The sequence below is a fragment of the Arthrobacter sp. TJ-217 genome (assembly GCF_058269255.1).
Map to the genome: position 1 here is coordinate 310,716 of NZ_JBZCNJ010000002.1, position 18,059 is coordinate 328,774.

The window sequence follows — 18,059 nt, forward strand, 5'->3', positions numbered from 1 at the left end:
GGGTCACAACACACCCCTGTAAGTGTTTTGCATCACAACAGTCACATGTGTAACTTGTTTACACCGGCGTCCCGGTGCGGTGACTGCACAGGTCAACGGAGATCTGCCCGGTAATGAGCATCAGCTGGCAGGCACTAGCGAAAGAGAAACCCATGGAATCGAGTTCCACTCCCGCCCCCGCCGGCGGACAGTTTCCCGACGGACGCAGGAGCGGCCGGTTCCGCCGACGCGCGGGCGCCAGCCTCATGGCCGCGGCGCTGGTCCTGGTGCCCGGCGCGCTGAGCGCACCAGCGGCGTCGGCCACCGCCGAACCGGCGGATGCGACAACCCTGAAGCTCGCCCTGACCGGTGACATCGACTCACTCAACCCGTTCCTCGGCGTGCTCGCCGCAAGCACGAACATCATGGTGCTGCAGTACGAGGGGATCGTGAATTACGGTGCCGACAACAACGAGATCGTCCCCGGCCTCGCCGAGTCCTGGGAAACCTCGGAAGACGGCACCGAATGGACCTACACCTTCCCGAAGGACCGCAAATGGTCCGACGGCGAACCGCTGACGGCGCGCGACGCCGCCTGGACCTTCAACGCCATCGCGGAGAACGACGCCCTGAAGCAGGCAAACGGCTCCCTGCTCGACAACGTCGAGTCCGTCGAGGCGGTCGATGACCAGACGCTCGTCATCACCCTCGAGGAAGCCCAGGCTCCCAACCCCGGCGCGGACCTGGCGATCGTTCCCGAACACATCTGGTCCGAGGTCGAGGACCCCGCAACCTTCGAAAACGCGAAGGACGCGGTGGGCAGCGGACCGTTCACCGTTGTTGACTACAGCCCCAGCTCCGGCGTCCGGATGAAGGCGAACCCCAACTACTGGAAGGGCAAGGCCAAGGTCGACGCCGTCACCTTCGTTCCCTACCGCACCAGCGACGCCGCGGTGCAGGCCCTGCTCAACGGGGAACTTGACGTGGTCAACGACCTGACCCCCGCCCAGTACAAGGCGCTCGAGGGCAAGGACAACATCACGGTCAACGCCGGTGCCGGCCGCCGCTACCAGGCGCTCAACATCAACTCGGGCACCAAGGACGCCGAGGGCAAGCTCATGGGCGACGGCAACCCGGCGCTCCACGACATCGAACTGCGCAAGGCGATCGTCCGCGCCATCGACAATGAAGCACTGCTCGAGAAGGTCCTCGAAGGTCTGGGGGAGCGCGCCACCGGTGAGATCCCGGCCCTTTACCCGCTGTACCACTGGAACACCGACGAAAAGCTTCCGTACAGCTTCGACCCCAAGGCGGCGAACAAGATCCTCGACGACGCCGGCTACAAAATGGGCAGCGACGGAATCCGGCTCGACAAGGAGGGAAAGCCGCTGAAGCTGCGCCTCGCGGGAAGCAACAGCAAGCCGACCCACGCGCAGATGGCCGAATACGTTGTCCCGTGGCTGCGCGATATCGGCATCGAGGCAACGACCGAGATCAAGGCCCCCGGCCAGCTGAACGACGATTCGATCCTCGGCAACTACGACATGTACTTCACCGGCTGGGGCATCGGCCCGGACCCGGACTTCCAGCTCTCCATCAACCAGTGCTCCTCGCGCCCCAACGCTGACGGCACCGGCGCAACGAGCGAGTCCAACTGGTGCTCCCCGGAGTTCGACGCCGTGTACAAGGAACAGCACACCGAGCTTGACCAGGAACGCCGCAGCGAGCTCGTCGTCGAGGCCCAGAAGCTGATCTACAACGCCGCGGTCAACAACGTCCTCTTCTACGCCGACTCGCTTGAGGCCTACCGGTCCGACAAGTTCGAAGCCTTCACCACCCAGCCCAAGGAGGGCGGCGTGATCCTGGCGCAGAACGGGCCGTGGGGCATCTACAGCGCAACACCGGTCGCCTCGATTGAATCCGCAGGGGCAACCTCCGGCGTCAACCCCGCGGCGGTCATCGTGCCCGTGGTCGGCGTCCTTGCCCTGGGCGGGCTCGGCGCGTTCTTCTTCGCCAAGCGCCGCCGCGCCACCGCAGACGACCGGCAGTAATGTCGACGCTCAGCGCCCAGGACCTCACCCCCGGGGGACCGGCACCGGATGAACCGCCCCGGGCGTCGTCGTGGCTCCGCTACGCCGCCCTGAAGGCGGGCGGGGCGGCGATCTCCCTGGTCATGGTGGTCCTGCTCGGGTTCTTCGCGTTCCGCATCCTGCCCGGCGACCCCGTCCGCTCAATGGCGGAGGGGCGCCGGGTCAGCGCGGAACAAATGGACCTGCTGCGCGAACAGCTCGGCTTCAACGACCCGCTGCTCACCCAGTTCCTGCGCTACATCACCGACCTGCTCCAGGGCCGGCTCGGCTACTCCTACACCTACAACGAGCCGGTCCTGAACCTGATTGGGACCCGCCTCGGTCCGACACTCCTGCTGACCGGCACCGCGGCGCTGATCTCCGTGGTGCTCGGGCTCTGGCTGGGCCAGCGCGCCGCCTGGCGGCGGGGGAGCCTCTTCGACAAGACCCAGACCGGGCTGGCCCTGATCTTCTGGTCCGTCCCCACCTTCTGGCTGGGCCTGATCCTGCTGCTGATCTTCGGCGGCGGGCTCCACTGGTTCCCCACCGGCGGGATCGTCACGGCCGGCACAACCGCAACCGGGCTGCCGCTCGTGTGGGACGTGATCCGGCACATGACCCTGCCGGTGATCACCATGGTCGCCGTTGTCTACGCCCAGTACCTGATGGTCATGCGCGCCTCCCTCCTCGATGAGATGACCTCCGACTACCTCATGACGGCCCGCGCCAAGGGCCTGCGCGAAGACGAAGTGCGGCGCAGGCACGCGGTGCCGAATGCACTGCTGCCCACGGTCACCCTGATCTTCCTCACCCTGGGCGGGCTCGTTGGCGGAGCGGTGACCGTTGAGACGGTCTTCTCCTGGCCCGGGCTGGGGCTGCTCACCTTCCAGGGCCTCTCCGCCCCCGACTTCCCGCTCCTCCAGGGGACCTTCGTTGTCTTCTCCTCGATTGTGATTGTGATGAATTTCCTCGCAGACCTGCTCTACCGTGTCCTCGACCCGCGGCTGCGCGCCGCATGAGCACCGCAACCGGAACCCCGCCCCGGCCGGCCGCACCGCGGGTGAACGTCGCCGCGGCACGCCGCCGGCAGTCCCTCGCCGACGGGTGGAAGGAGTTCGCCCGCCAACGCTCGGGGCTGGCCGGGCTGATCATCCTGCTCGCCGTCGTCGCCCTTGCCCTCACGGTTCCGCTGTTCGCCCCGGCCAGCGTCCTTGACGTCACCCAGGTCACCGCCGGGCGCAACGAACCGCCAAGCCTGGCCAACCCGCTCGGCACCGATCCCGCCGGACGCTCGGTGCTCGCGCTGCTGATCTGGGGCGCCCGCATCTCCCTTGTGGTCGGCTTCGCCGCAACCCTGGTCTCGATGGTGATCGGGACGGTCATGGGCATGGCGGCAGGGCACTTCACCGGCCCCACCCAAGCCGTACTCATGCGCCTGATCGACTTCTTCCTCGTGGTTCCCGGGCTGGTGCTCGCCATCGTGCTCTCAAGCGTCATCGGCCCCGGCATCCTCACCATCGTCGTCGCAATCGGCGTCACCTCCTGGGCCGGAACCGCCCGTCTGGTGCGCTCCCAGACCCTCACCGTCGAAGCCCGGCCCTACATTGAGCGGGCCTGGGCGCTGGGCGCCTCGGACGGGCACGTCATCGGGCGGCACGTGCTTCCCGCCGTCATGCCGCTGGTCCTGGCGAACACCACCCTGACCGTCGGCTCGGCAATCATCGCCGAATCAACGCTGTCCTTCCTCGGGCTCGGCGATCCGAGCAGCATCTCCTGGGGCGCGATGCTCAAATCCGCCCTCGACACCGGCGCCGCGACCGGCGGCTACTGGTGGTACGTGCTTCCCCCCGGCGTCGCCATCGTGATCGTGGTCCTGTGCTTCACGCTCGTGGGACGCGCCCTCGAATCCGTCATCAACCCCACCCTGCGAGGACGCTAATGGCCCGGCTCGAACTCAAGGACCTGCGCATCACCTACACCACGCAGACCGAGGGCGGACGGGGAACCGTCACCGCCGTCGACGGCGTGAACCTCACCGTCGAGCCCGGAGCCACCGTCGGCATCGCGGGGGAGTCAGGGTGTGGGAAGTCCACCCTCGCCGTATCGGTGCTCCGGCTCCTGCCCGCCAACGCCACAATCGAGGGCAGGATCCTGCTCGGCGAGGACGACATCTCAACGCTCAGCTGGGGCAGGCTGCGCTCGGTCCGCTGGACCGAAGCGGCGATCGTCTTCCAGGGCGCAATGCACTCGCTCAACCCGGTGCGGAAGGTCCGCGACCAGATCGCCGAAGCCCTGCGCATCCACGCCACCGGCGACAGCAGCAAATACAAGGACGAAGCGGTGCGGATCGCCCGCGTCAACGAACTGCTTCAGCAGGTGGGCCTTTCCACCTCGAAGGGTCTTTCCTACCCGCACGAGCTCTCGGGAGGGCAGAAACAGCGCATCATGATGGCGATGGCCCTCGCGTGCGAACCCGAACTGCTCATCGCCGACGAGCCGACGACGGCGCTGGACGTCGTCGTGCAGGCGCAGGTGCTCGATCTGCTCACCTCCCTGGTGCGTGACCGCGGACTCTCGCTGATCATGATCAGCCACGACCTTTCCGTGCTCGCCGCGACCTGCGATCGGATCGTGGTGATGCAGGACGGCCGGATCGTCGAGGAGGGCCCATCCGCGGAGGTGATGCGGAACCCGCAGCACGCCCACACGGCGGCGCTGGCGTCGGCGTTCCCCACCATCGGCGACCCTTCGTCCCGGCTGCGGCTTCCCACCTACACGGCCCCCAACGCGCCGGGTGCGGGTCGGTTGGACGACGCCGGGCGAACCGCCGCGCCGTCACCGTCCGGAGTCTCCACTGCGCTAGCGACGGATCCTGCCGTGCCGTCGCCGGTGCTCGAAGCCCGGAACCTGTCGGTTCGGTTCGGTGGGCGCGGCGGGGGTGGGACGAACGCCGTGGACGCCGTCAACCTCACCTGCAATGCCGGTGAGATCGTGGCACTGGTTGGGCAGTCGGGCTCGGGCAAGACCACACTGGCCCGGACGCTCCTCGGGCTGCAGAAACCCACAAGCGGAGAGGTCCTGTACCGGGGGAAGGCGCTCGAACACCGGAGCAAGGCGCTCAAGGCCTACCGCCGCGCCGTGCAGTTCGTCCTGCAGGACCCCACAGCGGCGCTGAACCCGAAGCACTCTGTGTACGAGGCGGTGGCCGAGGGCCCGCGCCTTCACCACCTTCCGGGAGACGAACGCGAGCTCGTGGCGGCGGCGCTGGCCAAGGCCGAACTGAACCCCCCGGAGAAGTACTTCACCGCCATCCCCCAGGAACTCTCGGGCGGGCAGCGCCAACGCGTTGTCATCGCCGGTGCGCTGGCCCTCGACCCCGAGTTCCTCGTTGCCGACGAACCCGTGGCGAGCCTCGACGCCTCGGTGCGCGCCGGCGTTCTTGCCCTGTTCCTGCGGCTGAAGTGCGAACTCGGCCTCGGCGCGCTCGTGATCACCCACGACCTCGGGCTGGCGTGGAACATCGCCGACCGCGTGGTGGTCATGTACGAAGGGCGCATTGTCGAGGAGGGACTGGTTGAGGACGTGCTGCTGAACCCGCAGCACGAGTACACGCGGAAACTGCTGAGCGTGGTACCGACGAGCTCAGGGAACCTCGCTGACGCCGTGCAGCCGGAGGTCGCCCGATGACACTGGGCCGAACACCCGGCCCCGCGGCGGTGGTGGCGGAACCTGCTGCCGCACGGCCGGACGCTGGCGCGGCGCGGCCGGAACTCGGACGGCTGAAGGCGGGGGACCGCGTGGGCCTCGCCTCGCCGTCGGGTCCCGCGGACGCGGAGAACGTTGACCGCGCCGTGCGGCTGCTCGAAGAGTGGGGCCTCGTGCCGGTGCTCGGGAAGCACGCCCGGGACACCGACGCCCGGGCGTCCTACCTCGCCGGTTCCGACGCCGCCCGGGCCGCGGACCTGCAGCAGCTCGTCTGCGACGACACGATTGCCGCGGTCTTCTGCATCCGCGGCGGATACGGTGCGGTGCGGATCCTCGACCTGCTCGACGCCGATGCGCTGCGCGCAACCCGCCCCAAGCCGTTGATCGGCTCCTCCGACGTCACGGCACTTCACGAATACTGGGCTGAGCACCTGGGACTGGCCACCTGGTTCACGCCCATGATCGCCACCAAGGCCCTGCTCGACGACCCGGCAGCACGCGACGGCGTCCGCGAAGCGCTTTTCACCCCGTACTCCGGGCGGAGCATCACCGGCCCCGCGGCGGAGTCGCTCGTTCAGGGGAAGGCCTCCGGAGTGCTGACTGGCGGAACCCTGAGCCTGATCGCCATGACCCTCGGGGCCCGGGGCCGGCACGCTGCCTCCAACACCGGCAGGATCGGCCTGCTCGAAGACGTCACCGAGGACGTCTACAAGCTCGACGGACTCCTGAGCTCACTGCTGCGCGCAGGCTGGTTCGATGGGATGGCGGGCATCGCCCTGGGATCGTGGCACGAGTGCGGGGAACTGCACGAGGTGAAAGCGCTCGTTGAGGAACTTCTGGTGCCCCTCGGCATTCCGCTGGTCTGGGAATTAGGATTCGGGCATGGCCCGGCAGCCGCAAGCATCCCGCTGGGCGTCCCGGCCACCCTGATCGCCGACGGGAACCCGCGCCTTGTCCTTTCCTGAATTGCCCGGGACCGGCCTCCCTGCATCTCCACGCCTTCAGCCAGGCGCAGGGGTTGGACGGACGGAGGACGGTCTCGATTCCGGCGCACCGCGTTCCGATGATGCACTGGCCGAGGACCTTCGGTTGATCCTCGCCGATGAAATCGGCAAGGGTGCCTCACCGTCGGCGGTTGCCGCCGTCGACGTCGCCGGCCTCACCGTCGGCCCGATCGCCGAAGGCAACGCCGTCACCTTCGGCAACGACGGCGCCGCGCTTCCCCCTGGGGACTGCGAGCCTGCCCGCGGGGATACCGTCTATGACCTCGCGTCGGTCTCGAAAATCGTCAGCACCGTCGCTGTGCTGTCCCTCGTGGGTGACGGGCTGCTGGACCTCGATGGGCCGGTCGGAAACCACCTTCCCGCCTTCCGGAGCGGGGACCGCGCGGCGGTCACGCTGCGCCACCTGCTCACCCACACCTCCGGGCTGCCCGGCACGTGGGAGGGCTGGCGCACGCTGCCGGCCGGCACCGACCGCGCGCGTCTCCTCGATGACCTGCTCGCCGTGCCGCTGACGACGAAGCCGGGGACGGCGTTTGCCTACTCCTGCGTCGGCTACAACACGGCGATGGCCCTTGCCGAGACCGTCACCGGACGGCGGTGGGCGGACCTCGTCGAGGAAAAGGTGCTGGGGCCGCTGCGTGAACTGGACCCGCGGACGGCGTCGCTCACGTACGCGCCGCGGCCAGATGAGTGTGCCGCGACCGAATACCAGCCGGAACTCGGCCGCGGGATGGTGCGGGGCATCGTCCACGACGAGAGCGCCTGGATGCTTGGAGGCGGTGCGGCGAATGCCGGACTGTTCGGCACCGCCGAGGCTGTGCTGGGACTCGGAACGGTCCTCCGCGACGCCCCGGAAAAACTGCTTCCGGCTCCGCTGGCGGACCAGCTCTGGAACGATCAGCTGCAGGACCTGCTCGGAGCCGAGCGGGCGGCGGACGCCGGATTCGGCCACGGGCTCGGCCTGCGCATCGGACAGCTTGAGTGGATGGGCACCTCCGGTGCCGCGGCGCGCGGACACAACGGGTTCACCGGTCCCTCGCTGCTCATCGACCGGACCCGGTCGGTGACCCTTGTGCTCCTGGCCAACCGGGTGCACCCCAGCCGGATTCCCAACACCATGGGGCCGTTCCGGTCCCGCATTGCCGACGCGGTGTGCGCGTGGGCGGACGCCGAGCAGAAGGCAGCACAGTGAGCATCGTTTCGGACTACAGCGACGGGGTCCCGCACATTTCGTACTGCATCACGAGCCTGGGGGGCGATGTGATCGCCCAGAGCGGGGCCGACACCCCGGTGTATGCGGCGAGCACGATCAAGCTCGCCGTGCTCATCGCGGCGCTGCGAGCCGTCGACGCCGGCCGGCTGCAGCTCAACCAGATGCTCACCTCGCAGCTGACCTTCACCTCGGCGGTGCCCGGCGCGGGCACTTTCGACTTCGAGGTCGATCCTGACGAAATGGACGGCGGGATGCCGCCGGCGGGCAGGCCTGTGTCGTTGCGCCAGGTGCTGCGGCGGATGATCGTCGTCTCCTCAAACGAGGCAACCAATATGGCTGTCGAGCTCGTCGGCCTGGCCGCGGTTCGGGAGGCCCTCGAGGTGTGCGGTGCCACCGCTTCGAAGATGGAACGGCTCTTTGGCGACCTGGCGGGACTCGAGGCGGGCCTCACCCAGCAGACGACAGCGCGGGATCTTACGGCGATCATGAGCGCCATCGTGACGGGCAGGGCGGCGGGCCGTTCGAGCACGCGGTTCATGGTGGAGCTGCTGCAGGCTCAGGAATACAGCCTCATCGGGCCGGCGCTGCCGCCCGCCGCACGGTGGGGCTCAAAATCTGGGTGGGTCACGGGCATCCGCCACGACGTCGCCTTCATCCAACCACGCGAGGGGATTGACCCGCAGGAGGGGTTCATCCTCGCCGTGTGCACCCGCGCGTACGGCGAGGAAGAGGCGACGACGGCGATCGCGGCCCTGTCGCGTCTGGCATGGGAGCTGTCCCGAACCCGGCGGATCGGACCAGACGGTGCAGTGGACAGTCATGAAAGCGAACCGGCAGTGCGCTAAGGCCATATATGGAATCCGCAACGATTGCGCCAATGGTGTTGTTCCGCGCCGCCGGTGGTGTTCAACTGAGGCTTTATCAGTGCATTCATACAAGGGGGATCACATGGCCGCTACGAAGATGGCACAAATGACAATGCGCTGGGGGATTATCGTCGGTGTGGTTGGAGTGCTGTTGATAGTGATCAGCCCGCAGGTCTTTGCCAATTTCGGGGCACCCTCGATAGAGGGGGCACCGGCGGCTGCTACATTCTGGATTCTCTACACAGTTGTATCGGTGGCGTTCCTACCATTCTCTGCCGCCCTCGTCGGCGCATCCCTTGTCATGCGCCATGCAGAATCGCTAGCCTCAAGCGCCTCAACGAAGGAAACCCGGCAGGACCACACCTCGGCCGACTAGCTTCATTCGGAGCCGATCGTGAGCACGAGTTTTCCCCGGGCAATCCCGCTCTCACTGAGGCGGTGGGCCTTTGCGACGTTCTGGATGGGCAGGATGTCCTGGATCACCGGGCGCAGGTGGCGGCCATCGACCCACTCTCTGATGAGTCTGAGGTCATCCCCAAAGGGTTTGGCGATGAAACTCCGGATGGTCCCACCCGGGATGACCGAGGAAAGGGTCGCCACCAGCGGGTTGCCCGTTCCCGGGTTCACAGTCACCGCTGTCCCTTTACGCTTCACCAGTGAACGCAGCTCCCGAACAGAAAGCCTGCCGGAAGCGTCGAACACCACATCGAAGCGTTCGCCAGCGAGGGTCTCCGTCAAGGCGCTCCGGTCGATGACCCGCTGTGCACCGAGGCCGGCAACCTGATCCAGATGTTCCGCACCCGTCACGGCCGTGACTGCGCTGGCGAGCAGGGCGGCGATCTGCACCGCCGCGGTCCCCACACCGCCGGAGGCTCCATAGACCAACACGCTGTCGCCCCTTTTGAGATTCCCTACGTCCCGAAGTCCCTGGAGGGCTGTGAGGGTGACGAGCGGGAGGGCGGCTGCCTCTGCCAGTGGAAGGGACGACGGCGCGTCGGCCACAGTGGATTCGTTAACGGCGACGTAGCGGGCGTACCCGCCGGCGGCCTTGCCGGGAAGCGATGCGAACACCGGGTCACCGACGGTGAAGCGGCCCGAGCCGGATCCCGTTGCCGCGACCACGCCGGCCACATCGAGGCCGGGCACGAAGGGCAGCTTCAACCGGATCACCAGCCGGAAGCGTCCTGATCGGAAGTAAGCGTCGGCAGGATTGACGCTCGTCGCGGCCGCCTCGATGAGCAGTTGGCCCGGGCCCGGGGACGGCACAGGCACCGAGATCTCTTCCAGGACGTCGGGCCCTCCATAACGCCGGAAGCCCCACACCGGCGCAGATCCGCCGGTCGACGTCGTTGGCTTACGCATTGGCCATCCTCCGATTCCTCAAGACGCGTCCCGCGGCGTACTGAAGCGTCAGGGCGAGGGTACCGATAAATGTCGCGAAGAGGCACCCGGCTTTCGCGTAGACCAGCACCAGGCCCGCCGTGACAAGCCCAAGCCCTTCGGCGTCATTGGATGCGGCAAGGGCGGAGACGAAAAACAGGTTCTCTCCGACATCGAAGACGCCGACGCCGAAGGGAAGCAGGAGCAGCCAGCTCCGGGAGAGCCGCTGGCCCAGCTGCCAGGGGCTGCGCGCGAGGAGGAAGGCCCACAACAGCGCGTACGACCCAAACGATAGGAGCGGAACAACGCTGTCGATTGCAAAAAAGACCCAGTAGAGGCTTTGCGCCTCCGTCGAATAGCTCTGCAGCAACTGCAGGGCCTCCTGTGGTCTCAGCACGCCTTGAACGTTCTGGAGGTCAAGGAGCGGGGCCCCGGCGACCCTCTCGAAGGAGCTGTTAAAGGCTCTGAGTGTCAGGGTCCAAAAGACGTTGAGGCCAACCACCAGGAGGAGGATGGCAAGCGGGTGAAGTGAAGTGCCCGCCTGCTGCAGCAATCGGATGAAGGGTTTCATTTCAGGTCCCTCGCGTGGTGCGAAATTCCTTCGAATATAAGGTATTTCGTTTTCCGTACTAAACGTCAAGTAGGCTGGGTGGATGAACGAAGACCCGGAACGGGATGATGGCGGGATGGTCGACGAGAGGCGCCTGCCGGCCCACGAACTGTCCTACGCCCTGCGGGAACTGCACCGGCGCTTCAACGACTTTGAGGCGGAGACGGCACGCCGGATGGGGCTGCGCGCCTTGGAATTCAGCGCGATGGAACACATCCTCGAGGCCGCCGGGGGAATGGGGCCGGCTCAGCTCAGCGCCCGGCTGGGCCTCGCGCCGGGGTCGACCACCGAACTCGTTGATCGTCTGGAACGCGTGGGCCACATCGAGAGGGTTCGGGATACCAGTGACCGAAGGCGTGTGAACCTCCAGCCGGCACCAGCAACCATCGCGGTCATCCTTGCGCAGCTCATCCCCGTGGTCGAGCAGCTCGATGCCCTCGCCGAGGAATTCACCTCGGACGAGCAGGAGGTCATCTCCCGGTATCTGCTCGGCGCCAGCGAAAGGGTGAACGGATTCCTCGGAGACGACCAGCCGCATACGGAGCGCGGACGCCGCGTCGATTCCCCAGAACCGCAGTGAAGCGAACCGGCCCTCCGCGGAGCCGGCAGGTGACTGGCCCACGGCGCTGATCGGCAGTCGCTGACCTTAGCGGCCGGCCGGCACCGTCCGCAGCGCGGTGATCCCGGTGCCCGGCGCGTCCGGAAGTGTGATGACGCTGCCCTTGTACCGGGAGCCGCCCTCCACCGGGGAGGTCTTGAGCCAGAGACCGCCGTCGAGATCCTGTGGAATGTTGCTTCCGGAACGCGCCGCCACAGCCGAGGCGAGCGCCGCCGCTGCGCTGATCCCGACGCCGCTTTCCATCATGCAGCCGATAAGGACGCCGATGCCCGCCGCCCGCGCCTTCGTGGCAAGCTCCAGGGCGGGGGAGAGTCCGCCCGTCTTGGCGAGCTTGATATTGACCATCGCGGTGGCCCCGGCGTCGATCAGCCGCTGCAGGTCCTTCTCCGTCCACACCGACTCGTCGGCCATGATCGGCGTCCGCACGCTTCGGCTGATGCGTGCCAGGCCATCCCAGTCGCCGGCCGGCACCGGCTGCTCAACCAGTTCCGCGTCGAGGCCTGCGTCCTCCATCGCCGAGATGAACCGGATTGCCTGCTCGGCGGTGAAGGCCTGGTTGGCATCGATGCGCACGCGGGCGTCCGGCCCGACGGCGGCGCGTACAGCGCGCAGTCTGGCCACCGGATCGCCGTGAGCGTCGAGTTTGACCTTAATGCAGTCGAAGCCGGCTGCGCGGTGCTCCCCGGCGGCGTGGGCGAGAACGTCCGGCTCGGCGACGGAAAGCGTCATGTCGGTCCGGACCCGGTTCCGTTCCCCGCCCAGGTACTGGTACAGGGGAAGGCCGGCGCGCCGGGCCGCGAGGTCGTGGACCGCGCAGTCGACCGCCATGCGGGCGGCGCTCCGTTCGGGGGACGCGGCGACGCTGGCGAGCAGGCCGCTGAAACCGGCGGATCCGTCGTCGTGGGAGTTCAGCAGCGATTGCAGCGGACCGTTGACGGCGGCGATCACGCCGGCGGTTGTCGCACCGGTCACGGCACTGATCGGCGCCTCACCCCAGCCGCAGGCGCCGTCGTCATCGCGCACCTCAACGAGCACCGACTCAAGCACCGTGGTCCGGCGCACCGCAGTGACGAAGGGCCTCACCAGCGGCACGCTTATGGCGTGCGCGGTGAGGGTCAGTCTTGCTGCTGTCACTGGTCCGCCGCGCTCACGCTTCGGGCGGAAGGGCTTCGTGGTGCTCCCGGCCCGGAGTGCGGCGGTCTTCCTTCATCTCGGCTTCAAAGAGGTGGCGCCTGCCGCCGGCGAGCGAGTCGCGCGCCTGCTTCTCAAAAACCTTGAACGCGGCGTAGTAGTTGTCGTCGTAGTCTTCGACAATCTGGAAGGTCCAGCGTCCTTCGATCACGTTGCGTCCCACGAGGTCCCTGTTGAGCGTTTCCGCCAGGTCGGTGTGGCCGGCGCCGCGCAGCAGCTCTATGGCCTCACCGAGCGCCAGATCGGCCTTGCCCGTCAGGCGGTGGAAGCCGTAGAGGTATCCCCGGGCCTGTTCGATCACTTCGAGGGCCTCGGAGAGCTTGCCCAGGGCCTCGACGGTGTCGTCGGAAACTCCGGACGGGCGCTGGTGGTTCGTGTCGGGTCCGCTTTCGGCAGATTCAGTCATGAGATTTACCCTAAGCCGAGCCGCTCGGATTGCCACGGATTCTCGCGCCCGAGCCGGAGAACCCGCGGGCGAGCCGTCAGCCTTCGCCGAGGATTGCCCTCAGCGTGTCCGCGTTACGCACGGCGTTGCCGCCGCCGTCGTTGTTGAAGTAGACGTACACGTCTCTCCCGGTGCCCTGCCATTCGCGGATCCTGTCCGCCCACCAGTGCAGGTCGTCATCCGAATAGGACCCGCCGTAGAGGTGGTTCGTGTCGGGTCCGTGCATCCGGATGTATACAAACGAGGCTGTGGCGCGCAGGACACAGGGCAGGTTGGCGCCGCTCATGATGCAGTAGGCGGCACCGCGGCGTTCAAGCAGCGCGTAGACGTCCTCGGTCTCCCAGCTCGGATGCCGGAATTCGACGGCGACCCGGATCCAATCGGGCAGCAGGCCAAGGAAGTAGTCGAGGCGGGCGTCGTCGCGCTGCATCGCAGGCGGAAGCTGGACCAGGAGGATGGCCCGCTTGTCGCTCAGCTCATGCCAGCACCGGATGATCCGCTCCACCCAGACCTCCGGGGCGTAGAGCTTCTTGGCGTGGGTGAGCCCCCGGGGAGCCTTCACTGAGAGGAGGAACCCGCCGGGGAGGCGCTCACGCCAACCGGCGAAGGTCGACTCCCGCGGCCAGCGGTAGAAGCTGGCATTGAGCTCCACCGTGCCGAACCGCCTGTAGTAGTACTCAAGCCGCCGGGCGGCAGGGGTGCCCGCAGGGTAGAGCACGTCGTTCCAGTGGTCATAGCTCCAGCCGGAGGTGCCGATGTGGATACTCACTGCGCCTCCCGGTTCCTGGACAACGCTTCGATCCTAGTGGACGGCACCCGGCACCGGCGGGAAGGTCTTGCCGCATCAGTGCCGGAGCAGCCACGCCGCGTTATCCGGCTCAAGCCATCCTTCGGCCTCCTGCGGCACCGAGGTCAACAGCACCGTCCCTTTCGGAAGCCGCACCGGCTCCTCACCCATCGCCGCGGCCACGAAGAATCGTGGACCGCGCTCGCAGATGAGCAGGCCGCCGTCTTCGACCCGCCAGGCCCCGCCGTCGTCCGCACCCAGCACTCCCTCGGCCAGCAACCGACGGCGCAGGCCGAGCGCGGCAACGACAACCTGCTGCGTTGACTCCGGGTTGTCCCGCTCCACCTCGACGGCGCAGGAACCCCACGACGCCGGCACCGGAAGCCACGGCGCGGCAGCCGGTGCCGTCAGCGAGAAACCGTGGGCAAGCGCGGGGTGGGACGTCCACGGCAGGGGAACTCGTGCCCCGTCACGGGACACCCCGCCCCGTGCCCACATCGGGTCGACGCGCGAGGCCAGCGGCACATCGACCTCCGGCAGGCCGAGCTCCTGGCCCTGGTAGATGTAGGCGCCGCCGGGAAGTCCGAGCATGGCCAGCAGGGCGGCGCGGGCCCGCGCGGCTCCCCGCGGTCCGCCGCCGAACCGCGTGACGGACCGGACGATGTCGTGGTTTTCGAGGGCCCAGGTCGGCGCCGCGCCGTGAATCCGACGTGCGGCCTCAAGTTCCCTCCCGACGGCGGCCCAGGCATCCGGCTCCCACCCCAGGTGCACGAAAGCGAAGGCGAACGCCTGATGCATTTCGTCGCGCCGGGTGTAGCGGGCGGCTCGGGCGGGTTCAAGGTTGACCTCCCCGACGAGGAGGCGCCCCGGGGAGTAGGAGTCGGCGATGGCACGCCACCGCCGGTAGACCGCGTGGACCTCCTCCTGGTCCGACACCAGGCGGTTGGACCGCAGCCCGTCGACGACGGCGGCGGTTGAGGGGGAATCCGGGAGGCCTTCGGCCTTGAACAGCGCGTGGGCGACGTCGATGCGCAACCCGTCAACGCCCTTGTCGAACCAAAAGCGCAGCACGTCCTCGAAGAAGGCGCCCACCGCGGGGTTGCGCCAGTTCCAGTCCGGCTGGGCCGGCGAGAACAGGTGAAGGTACCACTGGGTGTCGGTTGTGGAGCCGGGAGACGCCCGGGTCCAGGCCGGGCCGCCAAAGACGCTCTGCCAGTTGTTTGGGGGAGTGCCGTCGTCGGGTCCGTCGACGAAGTGGAACATGTTCCGTTCCGCCGATCCCGGGGCGGCCGCGAGGGCGTCCTGGAAGCGGGGATGCTCGATTGAGCAATGGTTGGGGACGACGTCGAGCAGGACGCGCAGCCCCATGGCATGCGCGCGTTCGAGCAGTTCATCGAAGTCGGCCATGGTGCCGAAGAGCGGGTCGACGCCGCAGTAGTCGCTCACGTCGTAACCCTGGTCGACCTGCGGGGAGGGCTGGAACGGGGTCATCCAGAACCCGTGAACCCCGAGGGAGGCGATGTACGGAAGCCTCTCGATAAGGCCCGGGAGGTCGCCGACGCCGTCGCCGTTCCCGTCGGCGAAGGAGCGCGGGTACACCTGGTAGATGACGGAGGTCTTCCACCAGGAAGGGTCGGGGTCACCGGGGAGGGCGGTTTGAGGATCCGGCACAGCGCTACACCTCGAGGGAGGAAAGGTAGTCGTCACCGTGGACGCACAGGCCCTCGACGAAGGTCGCAAGGACCTCGATCCGCCCAATCGCGTCGGCGGGGACGGCGGCCGGGTGGTCCGAGAGCAGGACCAGGTCGGCCAGCTTCCCGGGCTCGAGGGTTCCCCTGACGTCCTCGTCGCCGGCGATCCATGCGGCGTCGACAGTGTAGGCACGGAGGGCTGTCTCGGCGTCGACGCGCTCGCCGGGGCTCATCACCCGGCCGTCGGCGGTGCGCCGCTGGACCATCGACTGCATGCCGAGCAGGGGCGCGCCTGCGGCGACCGGGCGGTCGGAGCTGCCGGGCACCCGCACCCCGGCCTCGAGGAATGAGCGATGCCGGTAGACCAGGGCCTCCCGTTCCTCGCCGACCGTCTCGAGCATCGTCGACCCCATCTCGTGGAGGAAGCGCAGCTGGGGGACCGGGGTGACGTCAAGGGCCCGGAACTGGGCAATCTGGTCGGGGCGGACGATTCCGGCATGTTCGATGCGGTGCCGGACCCCGTTCCGCGGGCATGCGGTGTGGGCCGCCTCGAACGCGTCGAGGGCGATGTCGATGGCGCGGTCGCCGATCGCGTGGGCGGCGACGGTCCAGCCGGAACAGTGGGCGGCGACGATGCGATTGGTGAGCTCCTCGAGGGACAGCTGGAGGCCTCCGGTGTTGTGTCCACCGCCGCAGAAGGGCTCGGTCACGGCGGCTGTCCGGCCGATCAGGGAACCGTCGATGAAGATCTTCATCGGACCGAGCCGGAGCGCGTCGTCCCCAAAGCCTGTGCGCAGTCCGAGGTCGAGCCCGAAGCTGATCCGGTCCTCAGGGTGCGATTCGACCGGATGCAGGGCGTCGCTGCTGATCATCAACTGCACCCGGGTCTTCAGCCCTCCGCGCTCGCGGGCTAGGGTGTACGCGGCGAGTTCGACGGGGCTGCGGCCGATCCACCCGGCCCCGATCCCGGCCTCCGTGACGTGGGTCAGCCCTTCGGAGGCGTAACGGGAGCTGGCGGCCGTAATGGCGTCGGCCAGGACATCCACCGGGTACGGAACCACCAGCTGGGTCACGATTTTCTGAGCCTGTTCCTGAAGAACTCCCGTGGGCCCGTCGGCGTCGCGGACAACCTCCCCGCCCACTGGGGTCTCCGCCGTTCCGTCAAGGACACCCGCCCGGGCGAGCACCTCGGAGTTCACGGTGCAGGCGTGCCCCGACCGGTGCTTGAGCCAGACCGGGCGGCCCTCCGCGGCGGCGTCGAGCCGCTTCCGGTGCGGGTGCGAACCGATGATCGTGTTGTCGTACCCGGACCCGATGACCCACGCGTCGGCGGCAAGGCCGACGGAGAAGGTTGCGACGGCGTCGTAGACCTCCTCGACGGTGGTGCAACCGCTGAGGTCGAGCTCCGCGAGGGACTGTCCGAACCAGGCCATGTGGTTGTGCGCGTCGCCGAACCCCGGCAGCACGACGGCGCCGCGGCAGTCGAGCGTGCGGCGTGCGGGCAGGTCCGCCACCTCCGCATCGAAACCGACAATCCTTCCGGAAAGGATTCCGACGGCACCGGCGGTCGGCACGTTGGCGCACATCGTGGAGACCGCGGCGTTGATCAGTTTCAGATCGAGGATGGAATCACCTCTGGCCTAGGGGGCGGACGGATCCTTGCGTTTCTTCAATTTGCCCTTTGTCAGGGACGGAGCGCCGGTTCCGGTTACCGAATCGCTGGAGAGCCGCTGTGCCAGCCAGATCGGCACGATCGAGACGACGATGAGGATCACCGCCACGACATTCACCACCGGTGCCTGGTTGGGCCGGAAGAGGTTCTGCAGGATCCACACCGGGAGGGTCTGCTGGCCTGCGCCGATGGTGAAGGTTGTCACGATGATCTCATCGAAGCTCAGGGCGAAGGCGAGCAGTCCGCCGGCAAGCAGCGCCGAGCGCAGCTGCGGCAGGGTCACCAGCCGGAAGGTGGTGAAGATTCCCGCGCCGAGGTCGGCCGAGGCCTCCTCAAGGCTGCCGTTGACGCGGCGCAGCCGGGCGATGGCGTTGTTGAAAACAGTGACCATGCAGAAGGTGGCGTGGGCGACGATGACCGTCCACAGGCTCAGGGGGACGCCGAGCACGGTAGTGAACATGTTGTTCAGCGCGATGCCTGTGACGATGCCCGGCAGGGCAATGGGCAGGATGACCAGGAGGTTGATGACGTCGCGGCCGAAAAAGCTGTACCGCTGCAGGGCAAGGGCCAGCAGCGTGCCGAGGACCAGGGACAGGGCGGTGGAGATCAATGCCACCCAGACCGACGTCGCCAGCGCATCGCGCACGCCGTCGGAGGCGACGGCCCGCGACCACCATTCGAGGGTGAAGCTGCGCGGCGGCCAGCCGAAGGTGCGGTCAGCGTTGAAGGAGTTCACGACCACGAGCAGCAGCGGGAGGTAGATGAACAAGAGGATCAGCCCGGTGATGACCCCCAGGATGGTCTTGGCGCTGCGGGAGAGTTTCACGG

Annotated in this window: 17 protein-coding genes; 9 read left to right on the top strand and 8 right to left on the bottom strand. The window is 67.8% G+C overall.

What is annotated here, in order from left to right:
• Positions 1–152 precede the first annotated feature (152 nt).
• The 8 genes from AC4D2R_RS04535 (at position 153) to AC4D2R_RS04570 (ending at position 9,212) form a co-directional block, all read left to right on the top strand.
• The gene (locus AC4D2R_RS04535) at positions 153–2,030 is read left to right on the top strand and encodes an ABC transporter substrate-binding protein (protein WP_490937937.1); all 1,878 of its coding nucleotides are present in this window, start codon (positions 153–155) and stop codon (positions 2,028–2,030) included.
• Complete coding sequence (locus AC4D2R_RS04540) at positions 2,030–3,067, top strand: ABC transporter permease (protein ID WP_490937939.1); 1,038 nt, start codon at positions 2,030–2,032, stop codon at positions 3,065–3,067. Before AC4D2R_RS04535 ends, AC4D2R_RS04540 begins: the two co-directional genes overlap by 1 nt.
• A complete protein-coding gene (locus tag AC4D2R_RS04545; protein ID WP_490937941.1) occupies positions 3,064–3,987 on the top strand; it encodes an ABC transporter permease in 924 nt (307 codons plus the stop codon). The genes AC4D2R_RS04540 and AC4D2R_RS04545 overlap by 4 nt, the downstream gene beginning before the upstream one ends.
• Entirely contained in the window at positions 3,987–5,735 is a 1,749-nt protein-coding gene (locus tag AC4D2R_RS04550) for an ABC transporter ATP-binding protein (protein ID WP_490937943.1), read from the top strand. The genes AC4D2R_RS04545 and AC4D2R_RS04550 overlap by 1 nt, the downstream gene beginning before the upstream one ends.
• Positions 5,732–6,718 (top strand): S66 peptidase family protein, encoded by a 987-nt coding sequence (locus AC4D2R_RS04555; protein WP_490937945.1) that lies wholly within the window; start codon positions 5,732–5,734, stop codon positions 6,716–6,718. Before AC4D2R_RS04550 ends, AC4D2R_RS04555 begins: the two co-directional genes overlap by 4 nt.
• 124 nt (positions 6,719–6,842) lie before the next feature.
• Positions 6,843–7,949, top strand: coding sequence for a serine hydrolase domain-containing protein (locus tag AC4D2R_RS04560; RefSeq protein WP_490937947.1), 1,107 nt, complete (start codon positions 6,843–6,845; stop codon positions 7,947–7,949).
• The gene (locus AC4D2R_RS04565; RefSeq protein WP_490937949.1) at positions 7,946–8,815 is read left to right on the top strand and encodes a serine hydrolase; all 870 of its coding nucleotides are present in this window, start codon (positions 7,946–7,948) and stop codon (positions 8,813–8,815) included. The genes AC4D2R_RS04560 and AC4D2R_RS04565 overlap by 4 nt, the downstream gene beginning before the upstream one ends.
• A 103-nt stretch (positions 8,816–8,918) precedes the next feature.
• Complete coding sequence (locus tag AC4D2R_RS04570; protein WP_490937951.1) at positions 8,919–9,212, top strand: hypothetical protein; 294 nt, start codon at positions 8,919–8,921, stop codon at positions 9,210–9,212.
• Between the two features lie 2 nt (positions 9,213–9,214).
• Here the strand turns inward: AC4D2R_RS04570 and AC4D2R_RS04575 are convergent, their stop codons facing one another.
• The gene (locus tag AC4D2R_RS04575; protein WP_490937953.1) at positions 9,215–10,198 is read right to left on the bottom strand and encodes an NAD(P)-dependent alcohol dehydrogenase; all 984 of its coding nucleotides are present in this window, start codon (positions 10,196–10,198) and stop codon (positions 9,215–9,217) included.
• Positions 10,191–10,787: a hypothetical protein gene (locus tag AC4D2R_RS04580; RefSeq protein ID WP_490937955.1), complete on the bottom strand. Its 597-nt coding sequence runs from the start codon at positions 10,785–10,787 to the stop codon at positions 10,191–10,193. Before AC4D2R_RS04580 ends, AC4D2R_RS04575 begins: the two co-directional genes overlap by 8 nt.
• An 82-nt stretch (positions 10,788–10,869) precedes the next feature.
• On the opposite strand from AC4D2R_RS04580, the gene AC4D2R_RS04585 reads away from it, so the two are divergent.
• Positions 10,870–11,406, top strand: a complete 537-nt coding sequence (locus tag AC4D2R_RS04585) for a MarR family winged helix-turn-helix transcriptional regulator (protein WP_490937957.1) — start codon at positions 10,870–10,872, stop codon at positions 11,404–11,406.
• Positions 11,407–11,472: 66 nt separating this feature from the next.
• Here AC4D2R_RS04585 and AC4D2R_RS04590 read toward each other — a convergent pair whose 3' ends face one another.
• The 6 genes from AC4D2R_RS04590 to AC4D2R_RS04615 form a co-directional block, all read right to left on the bottom strand.
• Positions 11,473–12,579: a dipeptide epimerase gene (locus tag AC4D2R_RS04590; protein WP_490937959.1), complete on the bottom strand. Its 1,107-nt coding sequence runs from the start codon at positions 12,577–12,579 to the stop codon at positions 11,473–11,475.
• A gap of 13 nt (positions 12,580–12,592) precedes the next feature.
• Complete coding sequence (locus AC4D2R_RS04595) at positions 12,593–13,042, bottom strand: hypothetical protein (protein ID WP_490937961.1); 450 nt, start codon at positions 13,040–13,042, stop codon at positions 12,593–12,595.
• 76 nt (positions 13,043–13,118) lie between these two features.
• Positions 13,119–13,850: a DUF72 domain-containing protein gene (locus AC4D2R_RS04600; RefSeq protein ID WP_490902016.1), complete on the bottom strand. Its 732-nt coding sequence runs from the start codon at positions 13,848–13,850 to the stop codon at positions 13,119–13,121.
• A 75-nt stretch (positions 13,851–13,925) separates the two neighbouring features.
• Positions 13,926–15,539 carry an alpha-amylase family glycosyl hydrolase gene (locus AC4D2R_RS04605; RefSeq protein ID WP_490937963.1) on the bottom strand — a complete coding sequence of 538 codons (1,614 nt, stop codon included), beginning with the start codon at positions 15,537–15,539 and terminating at the stop codon, positions 13,926–13,928.
• A gap of 4 nt (positions 15,540–15,543) precedes the next feature.
• Complete coding sequence (locus AC4D2R_RS04610; protein ID WP_490937965.1) at positions 15,544–17,145, bottom strand: amidohydrolase; 1,602 nt, start codon at positions 17,143–17,145, stop codon at positions 15,544–15,546.
• Positions 17,146–17,199: 54 nt separating this feature from the next.
• On the bottom strand, positions 17,200–18,057 hold the full coding sequence (locus tag AC4D2R_RS04615) for an ABC transporter permease (protein ID WP_490937967.1): 858 nt from the start codon (positions 18,055–18,057) through the stop codon (positions 17,200–17,202).
• Positions 18,058–18,059 lie beyond the last annotated feature (2 nt).